Origin of the sequence: Nocardia sp. AB354 (assembly GCF_049538315.1) — a bacterium.
GTDB lineage: Bacteria > Actinomycetota > Actinomycetes > Mycobacteriales > Mycobacteriaceae > Nocardia > Nocardia nova.
The window spans coordinates 425,577-442,531 of record NZ_JBMVFU010000002.1 but is presented as its reverse complement, the minus strand read 5'-3'; the positions used below and the strand labels follow the sequence as shown (position 1 = coordinate 442,531).

Here is a 16,955-nt window from a genome sequence, read left to right as displayed (position 1 = left end):
GGAGTGGATACGGGCCTGCGGCCGGCGGCCGCGGCCCCACAGATGAGACGGCGGCAGCCGGAGAAAATCATCGCCGGATATCGCGCATATCGTCGCACGTCGAAACGCCGAACGGCCCGCCTTCGAGAAGGCGGGCCGTTCGGCGTTCGGGCGGGCTCAGCCGTAGATCGCCTCGACCTCGTCCGCGTAGTTCTTCATCACCACGTTGCGCTTGAGCGACATCTTCGGCGTCAGCTCACCGCTCTCCTCGGTCCAGTCGACCGGCAGGATGCGGGTCTTCTTGATCGCCTCCGCGTGCGAGACCAGCTTGTTGGTGTCCTTGACCGCCTTGTCGATCTCGGCGGTCAGTTCGGGCAGCTCGATCAGCTTCTCGATCGGGGTGTCCTCGGGCACGTTGTTGCGGGTCTTCCAGCCGGGCAGCGCCTCCGGGTCGAGGGTGATCAGCGCGCCGACGAACGGCTTGCCGTCGCCCACCACCATCACCTGACTGATCAGCGGATGCGAGCGCAGGGAATCCTCGAGCATCGCCGGGGAGACGTTCTTACCGCCGGCGGTGACGATGATTTCCTTCTTGCGGCCGGTGATCGTGATGAAGCCTTGTTCGTCGATCGCACCGAGATCGCCGGTCTTGAACCAGCCGTCGTCGAAGGCGTCCTCGGTCGCTGTCGGGTTGTTCCAGTACCCGGCGAAGACGACCGGGCCGCGCAGCAGCAGCTCGCCGTCGTCGGCCACCTTGGCGGCGTGACCACCGAGCGGGCGGCCCACCGAGCCGACCTTCAGGTGCTCGGGGGTGTTCACCGAAACAGCGGCGGTGCTCTCGGTCAGGCCGTAGCCCTCGTAGATCGTGACGCCGATGCCGCGGAAGAAGTGGCCCAGCCGCGCGCCGAGGGGGCCGCCGCCGGAGACGGCGGACTTGCAGCGCCCGCCCATGGCCTCGCGCAGCTTGCCGTAGACCAGTTTGTCGAACACGGTGTGCTTGACCTTGAGCACCAGCCCCGGGCCGCCGTTGTCCAGTGCCTGGCTGTACTCCACGGCGGTGTCGGCGGCGAGATCGAAGATCTTGCCCTTGCCGCCGTCGTGCGCCTTCTGCTTGGCGCCGTTGAACACCTTCTCGAACACCCGCGGCACCGAGAGGATGAAGTCCGGCTTGTACTCGCCGAACTGCTCGACCAGCGTCGACCAGTCGGCCGTGTGCGCGACGGTGACACCGGCGTCGAAGGCCGCCAGCGCGACCGCGCGGGCGAAGACGTGGGCCAGCGGCAGGAACAGCAGCGACCGGTGGCCCGGCTTCAGGAACTGCGGCATCGCGGCGCGGTCGGCAGCCGATTCGGCGTAGAGGTTGGCATGCGAGAGCATGACGCCCTTGGGCCGGCCGGTGGTGCCCGAGGTGTAGATCAGCGACGCCGGCGAGGCGGCCTCGACCTGCTTGCGGCGCTCGTGCACGACCTCGTCGCCGAGGTCCTTGCCGCGGGCGACCAGGGTGTCGATCGCGCCGTCGTCGATCACCAGCGGCTCACCCAATTCGGGCAGACCGTCCTCGATCTCGGCGATGCTGGCCCGGTGCCGGGCGTTCTCGACCACGATCAGCTTCGTGCCCGAATCCGAGAGGATCCAGCGCGCCTGTTCGGCGGAGGAGCTGTCGAAGATCGCGACGGTGCAGCCGCCGGCCGCCCAGATGGCGAAGTCCAGCACGACCCACTCGTACCGGGTGGAGGCCAGGATGGCGACCCGGTCGCCGAGTTCGATGCCCGAGGCGATCAGTCCCTTGGCCACCGCGGTGACGTGCTTCGCGAACTCCGCCGCGGTGACATCTGTCCAACCGCCCTTGCCGTCCGGCCTGTTGAACACCACCAGGCCGGGCGTGCGCTCGGCGTGCCGGAAGGCGCCATCGGACATATTGGCGTCTTCGGGGATGGTGTAGGTAGCCGGGACTTCGAACTCTCGCATCGGTGCCCTTCCACGTGGTCTACTCGCCAGTAATTTACGCCAGCCGCAACGGCAGGTTCCGCCCGGCCGCCCGGTCGAGGATTTTCGACGTGGGTGCGGCCGGGCGGAACCTGTCCTACGGCTTCTATCCTATGGATCCGGTTTGCGCTGGTTGCAGCGATTGACCGAGGAATCCCGCCAGTTCGCGCGCGGCGAGCGCGGCCGGCGCCACCAGCGACGCCTGCAACTGCGAGACGTGCCAGAGCCCGCGCGTCACCGAGAACTGCATCGGCACCTCTGCGGCCCGCAGCGCCGCCGCCAGGCGCACGCACTGCGAATGCAGCAACTCGCCCTCGTCGACCTGGACGTAGGTCGCGGGCAGCCCACCCAGGGACCCCAGCAGTGGCGCGTAGCCCGGATCCAGCGGATCGCCGTCGCCCAGATAGGCGGCGGCGCACAACCGCGACCACGCCTTGTTGACCACCAGATCCCGCTCGCGCGCCGGCAGCTCGTTCGGATCGGCCCACGGGGCGATCAAACCCAGTGCGGCGGGCCGCATTCCGTGCCGGTCGCGCAACCGCAACGCCAGCGCGAGCGACAGTCCGCCGCCGGCGGAATCGCCCGCCACCGCGATCTGCTGCGGCGCGAGTCCGGTGGACACCAGCTCCAGGAAGGCCGCCTCGGCATCGTCGAGCGCGGCCGGATACGGATGTTCCGGCGCCAGCCGATAGTCAGGAACATAGACCGGACAACCGATTTCGCGCGCCAGATGCGCCGCCAGCGACCGATGGGTGGCCGGCGACCCGATGGTGTACCCACCACCGTGCAGATACAGCACCGCACCCGGGCCGTCGGCCGGTCCGGCGGTCACCCGCTCGGCGGGACGGCCGCCCAGCCGCATCCGATGCACCCGGGTGCCGGCGGGCAGCCTCTGCAACACCGAACCGGCGTCGAGCAGGTAGCGCTGGGCCTCCCACGGCAGCCGGCTGTGCATCGCGAACCGGAACATCGGCCCGAGGACGGCCCGCGCGACGGGCAGCGGCAGGGACAAGGGTTTCGAAAGACCAGGCATCACAGTCGGTTCCCGCGGCGGCTCAGGGCAGGAACCGGCTGTTGACGACGTTCGCGATGCGCTGATAGTAGGACGCGGTGGTGCGCACGAACAGATCGAGCGCCTTCGCCTCCCAGCCGATCAGCACGCGGCCGTGGCCCTTGCGCACGGCCTCGGTGATGGTCTGCGCGGCCATCTCCGGGGTGTGCAGGGCGAGCTGCTTGTCGAAGAACGAGGAGAACTTCTGGGCGTCGATCCCCTCGGCGTAGGTGGCGTTGCGCGCCACGGCGGTCTTGATACCGCCGGGATGGACGCAGGTCACCTTGACCGGATGCTTGCGCGCCATCATCTCCTGGCGCAGCGATTCGGTGAAGCCGCGGACCGCGAATTTGGCCGCGTTGTACGCACTCTGACCCGGCACCGCGATCAGGCCGAACAGACTGGACACGTTGATCACGTGCCCGTCACCGGATTCGATGAGGGCCGGCAGGAACGCCTTGGTGCCGTTGACGACGCCCCAGAAATCGACATCCATGATGCGCTCGATGTCTTTGAACTGGGAGTCGATCACCTCGCCGTGGAAGGCGATACCGGCGTTGTTGTAGATCTGGTGCACCACGCCGAAGTGCTTTTTCACCTCGTCGGCGTAGAGCAGCACCGCTTCACGCTCGGCCACGTTGAGCCGATCGGACTTCACCTGCGCGCCCAGCGCCTCGACGCGGCGGACGGTTTCGGCCAGACCCTCGGTATCGATATCGGAGAGGGCGAGTTTCGCGCCCCGGCGGGCCAGATTCTCGGCCAGCGCGCGGCCGATACCCGAGCCGGCGCCCGTGATCACACATACCTTGCCCGTGAAATAAGCGTCATTGCTCACTGTGCTGCTACCACTTTCAGATCGGGACCCGCGGCCCCGTCGGTCGATCGGGTCGTGTCGTATGCCGCGACGTCGAATTTCTCGGTCAGCTTGCGGAAGCGGAACGTGAAATCGGGCCACAGCGTGGTGTTGTTGCCGTGCTTGTCCAGATACCAGCTGGCACAACCACCGTTGAGCCAGACGCTGTTGGACATGCGGTCCTGCAGATCGCGGTTGTAGCTGTCCTGCGCGTCTTTCCTCACCTCGACCGTACGCAGGCCGCGCTGGTCGAAGGTGGCGATCGCGTCGGCGATGTAGTTGATCTGCGATTCGATCATGTACACCATCGAGGTGTGGCCGAGGCCGACGTTCGGGCCGAGCAGGAAGAACATGTTCGGGAAGTTGTGGATCGCCGCACCCTTGTAGCCCTGCTGCCCGATCTCGTCGAACAGTTCGGTGAGCGTGCGGCCGTCGCGACCGGAGATCGTCTCGTACACCGGCGAATCGGTGACGTGGAATCCGGTCGCCACGATGAGCGCGTCGATCTCGCGCTCGGTGCCGTCGGCGGTGACGATGGAATTCGCGCGGATCTCGCGGATGCGGTCGGTGACCACGTCGACGTTGTCGCGCCCGAGCGCCGGGTAGTACTCGTTGGAGATCAGCATGCGCTTGCAGCCGATGCGGAAGTTCGGCGTGACCTTCTCCCGCAGCTGCGCGTCCGGCACCTCGAGCCGCAGCTTCAGCCGGGCCAGGCCCTCCAGCGCGAGCATGGCCGGCGGGAATTTCGCCAGGCCGACGACCTGCGTTTCACGGGCGGCGTAGATGGCCGCGCGCGACAACTTCTGCACGCCCGGAACGTATTTGAAGGCCAGGCGCTCGGGCAGGGTGTACGGGCGGTCGATCCGCGGCAGCAGCCACGGCGCGGTGCGCTGGTAGACGTCGAGATGGGCCACCTTCGGCGCGATCGACGGCACGATCTGGATGGCCGAGGCGCCGGTGCCGATCACCGCGACCCGCTTGCCGGTCAGATCCGCGTCGTGATCCCAGCGCGCGGAGTGGAAGATGCGGCCCCGGAAATCGTTGATGCCCTTGATATCCGGAAGATTCGGCTCGCACAGCGCGCCGACGGCGGAGACCAGGATATCGGCGGTGAACGCGCCCTTGCTGGTCTGCACCTCCCAGCGGGCTTGCTCCTCGTTCCACCGGGCGCCGGTCATCTCGCAGTCGAAGATGTGCTTGTCCCGCACGCCGTGACGGTCGGCCACGCCCTGGATGTAGGACTGGATCTCCGGCTGCTTGGAGAACGAGCGCGACCAGTTCGGATTGAGCGCGAACGAGTAGGAGTACAGCTGCGACGGCACATCGCAGGCCGCGCCGGGGTAGGTGTTGTCGCGCCAGGTACCGCCGACGTCGTTGCCGCGCTCGAGCACCAGGTAGTCGTCGCGACCCTGCCGGCTCAAACGGATAGCCAGGCCCAGGCCCGAGAATCCACTGCCGACGATCAACGTATGCACATGACGCGCCCCCGCTGCACCGCGGCTCCGCCCATCACGGCCTTCGCGGCGCTCTCCGTGGTCACGCAAGCTACCGCCTCCGAGCGCGTCGCTACGGCCGTTGTCTGTAACCCTACGACTCATGTATCAAACCCTACGATCCTATTGAGCAGGAGTCAACAGTATTGACTACCGTTCAGTAGGATGGCAACCGTGAGTGACAACGGTCCCGGCACCAAACGGGTGCGGCTGAGCCCGGACGAACGCCGCGAACAGCTGGTGTCCCTGGGCGTGAAAATGCTGCGCGACCGCACGCTGGAGGACATTTCCATCGGGGAGATCGCACGGCAGGCGGGAATCTCGCGCGGCCTGCTCTTCCACTACTTCGCCTCGAAACAGGATTTTCAGCGCGCCATCGTGCGCCGCGCCAACGAGGAACTACTCGCTCGCACCATGCCCGACCGCAGCCTCGATCTGTTCAGCATGCTGCGCGACGCGGTCGAACGCTACATCGACTACGTCAGCGAGAACCGGATCTCCTATCAGGGCCTGCTGCGCGGACCCGCCAGCGGCAGCCCCGAACTGGTAGCCCTCGCCGATGCCACCCGCGATGCCATGGTGGACCGCATCCTCACCGAAACCCCGCTGGCGGCAGACGATCCCGAACTGCCGCGACTGCGCCTGGTCTTCCGCGGCTGGATCGCGTTCGTCGAGGAGACGACGCTGATCTGGTTGCGGGAGGAGCAGATCGGCCGTACCGAGTTGATCGACACCCTGGTCGGCGCACTACCCGCGCTCGCCATGCATCCCGTGCTCACCGAATGGCTGGCCGGTTCGGCCGACGGCAGCGCGCTGCCCGCGTGATCCCGGCAGCGTCCTGCCCGCGTGATCTCAGTCCTCGTGCACGTATCCGGCGCGATCGCCGCGGCGCGGTAACCAGAGCGCGGTGACCACGGCGGCGACCAGGATCATGATCGCCGACACCAGCAGCGCCACCTCGAGTCCGCGGTGGAAGGCCTCGTAGGTGGCATGGATGACCCGGTTCACGATCGGCCCGTAGGCGGCCGAGGCCGCCGCGTCACCGCCGGCCGGAACGTTGCCGGTCTCGATGGCGTCGATGACGATGGCCTGGAAATTCGCCGGAACGCCGATCTGCTGCAACCGGTCTCGCAGATCGGAGTTCAGGAAGGAGTTGACCAGCGACCCCAGCGCGGCCACCCCCACCACCGCGCCGACCTGACGCATGGTGTTGGTGGCCGCGGCGGCCATACCGGAATGTTCGGCCGGAACACCGGACAGAACGGCGGAGGTCAGCGGCACCACCGCGATCCCGAAACCGAGTCCCGCCAGCATCAGGGCCAGCGCCAGGGGCGTGAATTCGACTGTGACGCCGAGGAACTGGCGAGTGAGCAGAATACCCGCGGCGCCGAGCACACAGCCGGCGATCATCGGCGTGCGGGAGCCGCGCAGTGCCACCCAGAATCCGGAGATCAGCGAGCCGACGATGATGGCCACGGCCATCGGGCCGAACACCGCGGCGGTTCGCCACCCCGAATAGTCGACCACTTCCTGCAGATACAGCGCGGTGAAGAAGAAGATCGAGAAGATCCCGAAGTACACCGCGAACGCGACCACCAGCGCACTGCGCACCAGCGGTCGCTCCAGGTAGCGGAAGTCGAACATCGGATTGGCCGCGCGCGACTCGACCACCAGGAAGGCGACGAAGGCGATCGCTCCGATCACGAACAGCGTGATCACCGAGGCGGCCGAATACCCCACCTGCTCACCGGAGATGGCCGCGTAGATCACGCAGCCGAGAAAGGTCGCGCCCAGGACGAATCCGGCCCAGTCGACCGGGCCGGGCTGCGGATCGGCGCTTTCCGGGACGAATTTCAGCGCCGCTGCCAGCACCACCACGCCGACGATCAGGTTGAACCAGAAGATCGAGCGCCAGCCGAACGCCCCGACCAGCAGGCCGCCGATCACCGGCCCCAGCGCCAGCGCCAACCCGGAGACCGCCGCCCACGCGCCCAGCGCCTTCGCGCGGGCGCCACGATCGGGGAAGATGTGCCGGATCACCGACAGCGTGCCCGGTTCGGAGGCCGCCGCACCGACACCCATCACCGCGCGCCCGGCGATCAGGATCGAGACACTGCCGGACACCGCGGACAACACCGAGCCGAGGGCGAACACCACCAGCCCGCCGACCATGACGCGTTTGCGGCCCCACCGGTCGCCGAGAGTGCCCGCGGTGAGCATCAGACTCGCGAACACCAGCGTGTAGGCGTTCACCACCCACTGCAGCGACACCACACCGGCATGCAGGTCGGACTGGACGGCGCCCAGGGCGACGCTGACGATCGTGGTGTCGAGGAAGGTGACGAACAGGACGGCGGTGACCACCGCGAGCGCCACATAGGGACGCTCGGCACCGGGCGACACAGGCTGCGCCGCAACGGAATCCATCGAAGCCGCACCGCTCGCCGCCGCAGGCTCGGCCCGTGCACTCGCGGCGGGGCCGGTACCGGGCACAGCGGATTCGGAGCCCGCCCCGGCAGCCGAGGCGGCCGATGCGTCGCGGTGCGGCGGGCGACCCGATCCGGCGCCGCGGCGGTCCGACGGGTCCGACGACGTCATCGCGATCTCAGCTGGTCGGCGCGGGAAGGCTGGTGGGGTTCCCAGGTGTCGCGCCGGGAGCCGGCGTCGCACCCGGACTCGGGGTGCCCGAGGCCGCACCGCAGACCGGCGGGGCCGCGCCCTCCAGGTTCAGCAGCGCGCAGAAGGTCGCGGCCGTCACCTTCCAGGTGCCCTCGACCTGCACCGCGCCGCCCTGCTGCCCGGACAGGGCCGGAGTGCCGTTGAACAGCACGTCGAAGGTGACGTCGGCGTGATCGGTGCTGGTGCTCGCGACATTGGTGACCTTGGCCGAGGCGGATTTGGCCATCGGCGAATCGGCCTGTGCCTTGATCGCGGCGGCGAATGCGGGCCCGTTCTCCAGGAGGGCGATCTTCTGGTCGGCGGGGGTGGATCCGTCGAAGAAGCGCTCGAAGTTCCGGCTGACCGCCTGGGCCACCGTCGGGGTCCCGCTACTGGACGATTCGGCGGATTTGCTGCCGGAATCATCGCTACCGCAGGCGGCCGCCACGGTCACCAGCGCGGTAAGTGCGCATGCCGCAAGCATTTTCGCCGCGATCCCACGATCGAACATAATGCGGCCTCCCTCGGTGACGGTAGGCTCGGTGATCAACTCGCTCGAAGACTACTCGCCGGACCGGGGCTACGGACGCTTATCGGCCACGAATGCGGTATCGGCGAGTTCGGCCAGTACGTCGGGCAACTCGGCGGCGACCGCCCGGGCATCGAGGATCGCCGGATCCACCGAAAGCCCGATCCCCAATTCGCCGTTCCAGCTCAGCACCCCGGCGACCAGCGGCACTCCCGGCGCCGACGGCAGAATCGGAAACACCTGGGTGATGGGCATATTCGCGAAAGTCATCGCCATATCGGGGCCGGCCATATTGGAGACGATCGCGTGGAAGAACCGCCCGCCGTACACCGACCGCGCGAAGGCGCCCACCGCCGGTTCGGGAAACAGCCGGAGCACCCGATCCATCACGAAATGCGAGGCGAGCGCCCGGGTTCCGGAATGCAGCCGGTCGCTGCGGGTGCGGATCTCGGCCAGTCGCTGCGCCGGGGTCGCCGCCGTCAGCGGGATATCGATCATCACGGCGGCGGTCGAATTGCCCTCCGCTCCCGACGTGGGGTCGCGCACCATCAACGGCACCGCCACCCGGATCTGCCCGCGCAATCGCTCGTCCAGGTCGGGGCGCAGACGATGCAGCGCGGTGACGGTGACGCTCAGCAGCACGTCGGTCACCCGGACGCGGTGCGAACGAGCCACGGCCCGAACGGTTTCCAGGTCCAGCGAGCAGACGGTGAACACCCGTCGCACACAGTCGTCGGGCAGTGTTCCCTTCGGCTGCGCGTCGGCGGCCAACTGCGCCAGACCGGCCGCGGTACCGGCGACGAGGGCGCCCCAGCTCGGCGGTTTACGCTCGGCCACCGGCAGATCGATGGTCGGTCGCAGCAGGCGCAGCGCCTGCACCACGGTGCCGATGCCGTCGGCGACCACATGGTGCAGCAGCAGGACCACGCCGATCGCGCCGGCCTCCGGGTCGCGCACCAGGACGAGGCGCCACAACGGCCGATCCTTGGGCAGCACCTCGGCGGCCAGATCCGTCACCACCCGGCCGATTGCGTCCACTCGCCGCGCCACCGCGCTGGGCGTCATGGTCGCTTCGGCCGTCGCCGCACCGAAAGCCGTCCCGGGGCCGGCCTCTCGACCACTCGGGTCGGCGACGGTAGCCGGATCGGTGCCCGGAATCGTGCGCTCGGTGACGTGCCAGTCCCAGTCGACCGGACTGTCCACCCAGCGTGCCCGGCGCCACCGCCCCGGCTGGTCCAGACGCTGCTGGAACCGCGGCAGATGGGCCAGCTCGCCCTGGACCAGTTCCCGCACCGCGTCGAGGCCGGGCCCGCCGTCGGCCCGTGGCCGGAACACGACCATGCCGCCCACCTGCTGCGGAATGCCGGACTTCTCGATGTGCAGGAAGAACGCGTCGGCGGGAGGCACCACGGGCGGCCGCGCATACCAGCGATCGACCAGCTGGATACTCACCGCGACGAAGGCCACCGCGATCACCGCGTCGAGGACGAAGTGGTTCGCGGTCGCGACGATGACATAGGTGGTCAGCCCGACGTGGAAGGCGCTGAGCACCTGCACCACCCAGCCGCCGGAGACGCGGGCCAGCACCACGCTCACCCACAGTGCCCAGCCGACGTGCAGCGAGGGCACGGCCGCGAGTTGATTCGCACCCGACACCAGCGACGAACCCCAGGACCCCCAGGTGTGGCCGTCGACGACGGTGTCGGTGAAGCCCAGCTCGGGTAGCAGCCGCGGCGGGGTGACCGGGAAGAGCGCGAAACACGCGATGGCCAGGATGTTCAGCAGCAGGAAGGAGTCGCGGGCGCGGGCGTAGTCGGCGCGGCGGCGAAAATACATCCAGAACAGCAGCGCGAAGGCACTGACGATGTAGGTGAACGCGTACTCGTAGTTGGCCAGGGTCGCGAGCAGCACGCGCGACTCCAGCCAGCGGTTGAGTGGACGCTCGAAGTCGATGGCGAGCCACTGCTCGAGATCGGAGATGCGATGGGCATTGCGATCGGCCAGTTCGCGGCGGGCCGGGGTGTGCAGCGCGTCGACCGCCAGGTACAGCCCGAATACCGCGAGCCCGACCACACAGTCCCGCCACAGCACCGGACGCGACGGATTGCCCACACAACCGTCATAACACATGTGTCGCAAGCTTTTACGACATCAAGCTGGGCGATTCGTCGGTTATCTCCTTGTTACCGGCGTAGAAGGCGCGGGCCAGCGGCGAATGGGCGAGTCCGCCGATACCGGCGGCGATCAGCGCTCCGGCGACCGCGACCCCGGCCAGCGCCCCGGCGGTGTGCGGTAGCGCGACCTTGAAGGCCAGCACGCCGACCACGTAACTGACGATCGGATTCGTCACGCTCATGGCCGCGATCGCCCATGGCAGCGGCCCGGCGGCGAAGGCGGTCTGCTCCAATACCAGCCCGCTGAGGGTGGAAACGGCGAGCAGATAGCCGGGCCAGTCGCCGGCGGTGGCGGGAATGCCGCGATAGATCAGATCCTCGGTGGTCAGCTTCATGAAGACCGCGCTCATCGCGAAACAGACGCCGGCGGCCACCGCGACGAGATTCGCCGCCACCCAGATCGGGCAGCGGATGCTGATCAGGGCGAGCAACGCCACCAGCGCCGCGGCGGAGAAGGTGGCCAGCAGTACGCGGCCGCGATCCGGGTCGCCCTCGAGCGGCGCCACGCCGCCGACGCCGAACAGAACTCCCAGCCCGGCGCAGACCAGCAGCGCGAACCAGATGTCGCGCCCGCGCGGGCGACGACGGCGACCGAACGCCTCGAGCGGAACCGCGAACAACAACTGCGTCGACATCAGCGGCTGCACGGCCGCCACCGAACCCAGATGCAGCGCCGCCGCCTGGGTCAGGAAACCCGCGAGATTCGTGATCCAGCCGCGCAGCCATGTGCCACTGCGCAGCAGACGGTGCATCAGTGTGGTCATACCGAAGACCCGGGCCGCCCGGGGTTGTTCGGCGACCACGGTGCGTGCCGCGCGCTGTTGCAGATAACCGGCCGCGGCGAACAGGAATGCGGCCAGCACTCCCAACGCAATGACCAGGACCATGCGGAACTCCGCTCAGGTGATCTATTCGCACTGTACGCCCGACTCCGTGTCGAACCTGATCATGAACGATGAGCGGGAACGGCGGACGAGCGGGGTGCTCAGAGGGCGTGTTCGTCGAGCCAGGTGCGGGCGAGGTCGGCCGCCGAGGCGTGTTCGTCACGCACGCGGCGGATCATGGTCGCGAATTCGGCCGTGGTGAGCTCGCCGGCGACGTAGTTGAGTTTCTTGATCTGCCGCTGGTCCAAGGCGCCCTGACGCAGCAGCGGGACGACGTTCTGCGCGCGGAAGGCATACGCCGGATCCGTGACGACGGCCGGATCCGTGCGGGCGGCCGAATCGCCGGGGCCACCCGGCAGCAGTGCGACGGCCGAGGTGAACACGCCCGCGTCGACGGTTCCGTCGCGCAATGCCTTTCGTAGTTCGGCATCGCCGGGAAATTCGACGTGACGGGTGATATCGCAGCCGTAGACCGTGCGCAGCGGCGTCACGACGTCGCGCTGCGGGTCCGGCGACGGCCGCAGCGGGTCGAGTTCGCGTCCGCCGGCGATGCCGACGGTCAGCTCACCGCAATGCGGTGCCAGATCGGCGGCGTTCGCCGGATAGCGCGCGGCCGCGGCGGCGCCGAGCGCGAGTTGCGGGCGCAGGTCCGTGGCGTCGGCGAGATCCGACACCGCCAGTCCCTCCGGCACGGCCCGGCTCAAGTCGTCGGCGACCGAGCCGACGTAGCGGGCCTCGAGCGTGACCGGCGACCCCGCCGTCATGTCGACCGCCGGGCCGGGGGCATGGTGTGCCGCGACGCTCTCGGCCGTCGCCCGGTCCGGCGCGGTCGCCGAGGACGAGGAGTCGAAGGTCGTCAGGAGATCGCCGCTGGTATCGCCGACCAGAGTGATCGTGCCCGCGTCCAAGGCCGCCAGATAGTCCGCACGCTGTCCGAGATGCTTCTTCACCGTCGTCGGCGTGCCGGCGCGCGCGAGCGCCTGCGCGTAGATTTCGGCGAGCACCTCCGACTGCGCCGAATCGCCGGCGCCGACGGTGATCGTCGCTTCGCCGTCCTCGTTGGCACATGCCACCGCCAGCGTGGCGGCGGTGACGGCGACCAGAACCCGGGCCGTCACTCGCACCGATCCGGCCAATCCCATCCGGCGACACCCACTCCCGATAGTCAGCGACAACCACATCCGGCGGCCGGGGCGCCCCGGCACAGGAATCGTAAGTGGGCCGCGTCCGTGCCGCCGCCCCGCACCCCTGCCGGCCCGCGAACCGGACTCTCGAGCAGTATTCAGCCGGGTCTCAGCCGGGGCGACGAATAATGTGCGGGTGCAGCCGGGACGCATTCTCCTGATCGAAGACGCCGACGCCATTCGCACGGCGGTCGCTGCGGCCGTGCACGCCGCCGGGCACGAGGTTCTGGCACGCGAACACGGCGACCGGCTCGAGCCCGACCTGGAGCGATTCCGTCCCGATGTCGTCGTGCTCGACGTGATGCTGCCGGGCCGCGACGGTTTCGGCTTGCTCGAGGTGGTGCGCGCCCGCAGCAGCGCCGGAGTGGTGATGCTGACCGCGCGCGACGGTGTGGAGGACCGGGTGCGCGGACTGCGTTCCGGTTCCGACGACTACGTGGTGAAACCCTTCGACCTCGCCGAACTGGTGGCACGGATCGAGGCGCTGTTGCGGCGGATGGGGCGCATGCACAGTCGCATCGCCATCGACGATCTGGTGCTGGAAACCGATTCCGGCGTGGTGCTGCGTGGCCGCGAACCGATCAGCCTCACCGCCACCGAATTCAAACTCCTCGCCTACCTCGCCGCGCACCGCGACCGAGTCGTCACCAAAACCCAAATCCTCACCGCGGTCTGGGGTTACGAGGACTACGACCCGAACCTCGTGGAGGTCTACGTCAGCGCGGTGCGCCGCAAACTGGAGGAACACGGACCGCGACTGCTGCACACGGTGCGCGGTATGGGCTACGCGTTACGGGCGAATCCGCGATGAGCGGCACCCCCGGCCACCGCGCGCCCCCACCGCCCGATCTCCCGGACGGCGCGGGCGAATCCGGACCGCACACGTTGCCGACGATATCGCTGCGCCGCCGGGTAACCCTCACGGCGGCAACGGTTTCCGGGCTCGCACTGGTCGTGGTGGCGCTGGCGGTGCACAGTCTGTTCGGCATCGTGGTGGCGCGCAGCGAGAACACCGTGCTCACCGATCGGGCGCAGCTGGCCCGGCAACTCGCGCAGCAGAACACTCCGCCCGCGGAATTGATCGCCCGCGTGGACAATCGCTCGGTCCGGGCGCGGCTGGTCCTGGCCGACGGCACCGCCTACGGCAGTCTCTCGCCCCGGCACGCCGGCGACAGCGGTATCCGGACCAGAACCATCACCCTGGGCGGTGGCGGCACCGTGGACCGCGCCCGGCTCACCCTGCAGGTCGACACCCCGCTGCTGACCAAGCTGCGGTCGCGCCTGGGTCTGGTCCTGATCGGGGTGACCGCGACCGCCCTCGTCGTGATCACCGCCGCGCTGTGGTGGGGATTGCGCCGAGCGCTGGCACCCTTGGATTCGATGACCCGGCTGGCCCGCGACATCGCCCGCGGCCGCCGTGGACGCCGCCTCTCCCCCGCCCGTACGGATACCGAATTGGGCCGCACGGCGAGCGCATTCGACGAAATGCTGGACGCCCTGGAGGGCGCGGAGGCCCGGGCCCGGGCCTCGGAACAGCAGATGCGCGCCTTCGTCGGGGATGCCGCGCACGAACTGCGCACCCCGATCGCGGGGATCAAGGCCATGGCCGAAGCGGTGCTGCATCAACCCGCCGATATCGACACCGAAGAGCGTGAGCGCATGTACCTGCTGCTGGTGCGCGAGGCGCAGCGGGCCGGCCGCCTCGTGGAGGATCTGCTGGACATGGCGCGCATCGACGCCGGGCTCACCCTGCAACCGCAGCCGGTCGACCTGCACGAACTGGCCCGCACCCAGCTGGACCGGATGCGAGTCCTGCATCCCGGCACAGCTTTCCGGCTCACCGGCCCCTCGGTGCCGGCGGTCGCCGACCCCGAACGCATCGGCCAGATCCTGATCAACCTCCTGGCCAACGCCTGCCAAGCCATGGGACAGGACGGAACGGTGAGTGTCACCGTCGTCGAGCCCGGCGCGCCCGGCGGCCGGCCGGACATCCTGCCCCCCATGGCCGAAATCCGTGTCGCCGATACGGGTCCGGGCGTGCCCGCCGCGGAACGCGAGCACATCTTCGACCGCCTGGTCCGCCTCGACGCCGCCCGCGACCGGCGCCGCGACGGCGCGGGTATGGGCCTGGCGATCGCGCGCGGGATCGCCCGGGCCCACGGGGGTGACCTCCGCTGCGTCGAGCCGCCGCCCGGAACCGCCGGCGCGGTATTCGTACTGACGCTTCCGCCGGCCCCGCCGACGGCCGATGGTCACACGGCCGCGCGGTGAGCGCCGAAGGCCGCCCGCCTTTCTGAAGTTCGGCTGAAGATCCGTCCGGCCCACTCGGCGTTTTCAGGGTCCTTTCAGATTCGGCGCGCAGATTCGGACCCGACACGTTCCCGTATGAATGGAGTTACCGGTATGAAGCGCACTGTCGCCGCCCTGCTGGCCGGCACCGCCGGAATCGCCGCCCTCGCCATCGCCGTGCCCGGCGTCGCCTCGGCCGACGCCCCGCAGTGCAGCCCGCAGGCACGCGCCCAGGTCCAGGCCCAGACCGCCCCGCAGGTCGCCGCATTCCTGGCGGGCCACCCGGATCTGGCCGCCGAACTGGCCAAGGTGAAGGGTATGCCGAAGGATCAGCGCAAGGCCGAGATGCAGGCCTATCGCCAGGGCCACCAGCAGGAGCTGAAGGACTTCCGCGGGGTGCGGCAGCCGATGATCGACTACCGCAAGGCCTGCCACAAGAAGTAGCGGCCGCGCGTCGGCGTCCGAATACGGCGAGGGCGCCCCGGGAGTTCCCGGGGCGCCCTCGCCGTGATCGAACCTGGTGTTACGCAACGCCTTCCGCGCGCGCGGCCGCAGCCACGGCCTCGGCGACCGCCGGAGCGACCCGGGGATCGAGCGGGCTCGGGATGATCTTGTCGACCGAGAGTTCGTCGGCCACCACACCGAAGATGGCGTTGGCGGCGGCCACCTTCATGCCCTCGGTGATCCGGCGCGCACCGGCATCCAGCGCACCCTTGAACACGCCCGGGAAGGCGAGCACGTTGTTGATCTGGTTCGGGAAGTCGCTGCGGCCGGTCGCCACGATGGCGGCGTAGCGGCGCGCGACCTCCGGGTGGATCTCCGGATCCGGGTTCGACATGGCGAACACGATGGACTCCGGCGCCATCGAGGCGATCAGTTCCTCGGCGATGGTCCCGGCCGACAGGCCCAGGAACACATCCGCACCGGCCAGCGCCTCGGCCGCACCGCCGGTGACGCCACGCGGGTTGGTGCGGGCGGCCAGATCGGCCTTCACCTCGTTGAGGTCCGTGCGGTCCCGGCTGACGATGCCCTTCGAGTCGAGCACCACCACATCCGACACGCCGGCGGCCAGCAGGATGTTCGAGCAGGCCACACCCGCGGCACCGGCACCGGAGACGACCACCTTCAGGTCGGCGATATCGCGCCCCTGCACCTTGGCCGCGCCGTTGAGCGCCGCCAGCACCACGATGGCGGTGCCGTGCTGGTCGTCGTGCATGACCGGGCAGTCCAGCGCCTCGACGACGCGCTTCTCGATCTCGAAGCAGCGCGGGGCGGAGATGTCCTCCAGGTTCACCGCACCGAAGCTCGGACGCAGGCGCACCAGGGTTTCCACGATCTCGTCGACATCCTTGGTGTCGAGCACGATCGGAATCGAGTCCAGCCCGGCGAACTTCTTGAACAGCGCGGCCTTGCCCTCCATGACCGGCAGCGACGCCCGCGGACCGATGTCACCCAGGCCGAGGACCGCGGTGCCGTCGCTGACCACGACCACCAGACGGTCGGTCCACGTGTAGCGCTTGGCCAGCGCCTCGTCCTGGTGGATGGCGCGACTCACCTGCGCGACGCCCGGCGTGTACGCGATGGACAGATCACGCTGGGTCTCCAGCGGTGCGGACAATTCCACCGAAAGCTTGCCACCGAGATGGCCGGCGAAAATTTCCTCGTGCGTGATAGCGGACAGATCGGTCGTATCGGTTTCACGGCTCGCTGTAGTGGCATTCGGTGCGTCAGTCACAGATGACACGATTTCACTCCTGCTCGGTCCGGGCTGAACCGGCTCACGGTTACCGCCGGGTTTTCGTATAAAAGGTCTTCGAAATTCGAACGATGTGCGCCGACCGCGCGTTCACGTGGCCGCGCAAAACCGTTCGGTGA

The 16,955-nt window shown here is 68.8% G+C and carries 14 protein-coding genes; 4 read left to right on the top strand and 10 right to left on the bottom strand.

The window, feature by feature from the left end; translation table 11 throughout:
• Window positions 1-156 precede the first annotated feature (156 nt).
• The 4 genes from ACPCUW_RS04605 to ACPCUW_RS04590 form a co-directional block, all read right to left on the bottom strand.
• On the bottom strand, window positions 157-1,947 hold the full coding sequence (locus tag ACPCUW_RS04605) for an AMP-dependent synthetase/ligase (protein ID WP_423423750.1): 1,791 nt from the start codon (window positions 1,945-1,947) through the stop codon (window positions 157-159).
• Window positions 1,948-2,071: 124 nt separating this feature from the next.
• A complete protein-coding gene (locus ACPCUW_RS04600) occupies window positions 2,072-2,998 on the bottom strand; it encodes an alpha/beta hydrolase (protein ID WP_423423749.1) in 927 nt (308 codons plus the stop codon).
• Window positions 2,999-3,020: 22 nt separating this feature from the next.
• Window positions 3,021-3,851, bottom strand: a complete 831-nt coding sequence (locus ACPCUW_RS04595; RefSeq protein WP_030514931.1) for an SDR family NAD(P)-dependent oxidoreductase — start codon at window positions 3,849-3,851, stop codon at window positions 3,021-3,023.
• The gene (locus ACPCUW_RS04590) at window positions 3,848-5,467 is read right to left on the bottom strand and encodes a flavin-containing monooxygenase (protein WP_423423748.1); all 1,620 of its coding nucleotides are present in this window, start codon (window positions 5,465-5,467) and stop codon (window positions 3,848-3,850) included. The genes ACPCUW_RS04595 and ACPCUW_RS04590 overlap by 4 nt, the downstream gene beginning before the upstream one ends.
• A gap of 60 nt (window positions 5,468-5,527) precedes the next feature.
• Here ACPCUW_RS04590 and ACPCUW_RS04585 point away from each other — a divergent pair, with 60 nt between their 5' ends.
• The gene (locus ACPCUW_RS04585; RefSeq protein WP_423423747.1) at window positions 5,528-6,187 is read left to right on the top strand and encodes a TetR/AcrR family transcriptional regulator; all 660 of its coding nucleotides are present in this window, start codon (window positions 5,528-5,530) and stop codon (window positions 6,185-6,187) included.
• A 27-nt stretch (window positions 6,188-6,214) separates the two neighbouring features.
• Here ACPCUW_RS04585 and ACPCUW_RS04580 read toward each other — a convergent pair whose 3' ends face one another.
• From ACPCUW_RS04580 to ACPCUW_RS04560, 5 genes are all read right to left on the bottom strand, one after another.
• Window positions 6,215-7,789 carry an MFS transporter gene (locus tag ACPCUW_RS04580; protein WP_423423746.1) on the bottom strand — a complete coding sequence of 525 codons (1,575 nt, stop codon included), beginning with the start codon at window positions 7,787-7,789 and terminating at the stop codon, window positions 6,215-6,217.
• A gap of 178 nt (window positions 7,790-7,967) precedes the next feature.
• A complete protein-coding gene (locus ACPCUW_RS04575; RefSeq protein ID WP_423423745.1) occupies window positions 7,968-8,531 on the bottom strand; it encodes a hypothetical protein in 564 nt (187 codons plus the stop codon).
• 69 nt (window positions 8,532-8,600) lie between these two features.
• Complete coding sequence (locus tag ACPCUW_RS04570) at window positions 8,601-10,661, bottom strand: phosphatase PAP2 family protein (RefSeq protein WP_423423744.1); 2,061 nt, start codon at window positions 10,659-10,661, stop codon at window positions 8,601-8,603.
• A 31-nt stretch (window positions 10,662-10,692) separates the two neighbouring features.
• Entirely contained in the window at window positions 10,693-11,610 is a 918-nt protein-coding gene (locus tag ACPCUW_RS04565) for a DMT family transporter (RefSeq protein WP_063012324.1), read from the bottom strand.
• 98 nt (window positions 11,611-11,708) lie between these two features.
• Window positions 11,709-12,749 (bottom strand): glycine betaine ABC transporter substrate-binding protein, encoded by a 1,041-nt coding sequence (locus ACPCUW_RS04560; protein WP_423423743.1) that lies wholly within the window; start codon window positions 12,747-12,749, stop codon window positions 11,709-11,711.
• A gap of 178 nt (window positions 12,750-12,927) precedes the next feature.
• Between ACPCUW_RS04560 and ACPCUW_RS04555 the strand changes: the two genes are divergently transcribed.
• The 3 genes from ACPCUW_RS04555 to ACPCUW_RS04545 all read left to right on the top strand — a co-directional run bounded on the left by ACPCUW_RS04555 (window position 12,928) and on the right by ACPCUW_RS04545 (window position 15,524).
• Window positions 12,928-13,602: a response regulator transcription factor gene (locus ACPCUW_RS04555; RefSeq protein ID WP_063026572.1), complete on the top strand. Its 675-nt coding sequence runs from the start codon at window positions 12,928-12,930 to the stop codon at window positions 13,600-13,602.
• Complete coding sequence (locus ACPCUW_RS04550; RefSeq protein WP_423423742.1) at window positions 13,599-15,062, top strand: ATP-binding protein; 1,464 nt, start codon at window positions 13,599-13,601, stop codon at window positions 15,060-15,062. Before ACPCUW_RS04555 ends, ACPCUW_RS04550 begins: the two co-directional genes overlap by 4 nt.
• 132 nt (window positions 15,063-15,194) lie before the next feature.
• Window positions 15,195-15,524, top strand: coding sequence for a heme-binding protein (locus tag ACPCUW_RS04545; RefSeq protein ID WP_064902039.1), 330 nt, complete (start codon window positions 15,195-15,197; stop codon window positions 15,522-15,524).
• 79 nt (window positions 15,525-15,603) lie between these two features.
• Here ACPCUW_RS04545 and ACPCUW_RS04540 read toward each other — a convergent pair whose 3' ends face one another.
• Complete coding sequence (locus tag ACPCUW_RS04540; RefSeq protein ID WP_423423741.1) at window positions 15,604-16,824, bottom strand: NAD(P)-dependent malic enzyme; 1,221 nt, start codon at window positions 16,822-16,824, stop codon at window positions 15,604-15,606.
• Between the last annotated feature and the right edge of the window lie 131 nt (window positions 16,825-16,955).

Bases quoted from the DNA above. Each gene is read 5' to 3' on its own strand.
- ACPCUW_RS04605 (WP_423423750.1), bottom strand. From the start codon at position 1,947: ATGCGAGAGTTCGAAGTCCCGGCTACCTACACCATCCCCGAAGACGCC.
- ACPCUW_RS04600 (WP_423423749.1), bottom strand. From the start codon at position 2,998: ATGCCTGGTCTTTCGAAACCCTTGTCCCTGCCGCTGCCCGTCGCGCGG.
- ACPCUW_RS04590 (WP_423423748.1), bottom strand. From the start codon at position 5,467: ATGAGTCGTAGGGTTACAGACAACGGCCGTAGCGACGCGCTCGGAGGC.
- ACPCUW_RS04585 (WP_423423747.1), top strand. From the start codon at position 5,528: ATGGCAACCGTGAGTGACAACGGTCCCGGCACCAAACGGGTGCGGCTG.
- ACPCUW_RS04580 (WP_423423746.1), bottom strand. From the start codon at position 7,789: ATGGATTCCGTTGCGGCGCAGCCTGTGTCGCCCGGTGCCGAGCGTCCC.
- ACPCUW_RS04575 (WP_423423745.1), bottom strand. From the start codon at position 8,531: ATGTTCGATCGTGGGATCGCGGCGAAAATGCTTGCGGCATGCGCACTT.
- ACPCUW_RS04565 (WP_063012324.1), bottom strand. From the start codon at position 11,610: ATGGTCCTGGTCATTGCGTTGGGAGTGCTGGCCGCATTCCTGTTCGCC.
- ACPCUW_RS04560 (WP_423423743.1), bottom strand. From the start codon at position 12,749: ATGGGATTGGCCGGATCGGTGCGAGTGACGGCCCGGGTTCTGGTCGCC.
- ACPCUW_RS04550 (WP_423423742.1), top strand. From the start codon at position 13,599: ATGAGCGGCACCCCCGGCCACCGCGCGCCCCCACCGCCCGATCTCCCG.
- ACPCUW_RS04545 (WP_064902039.1), top strand. From the start codon at position 15,195: ATGAAGCGCACTGTCGCCGCCCTGCTGGCCGGCACCGCCGGAATCGCC.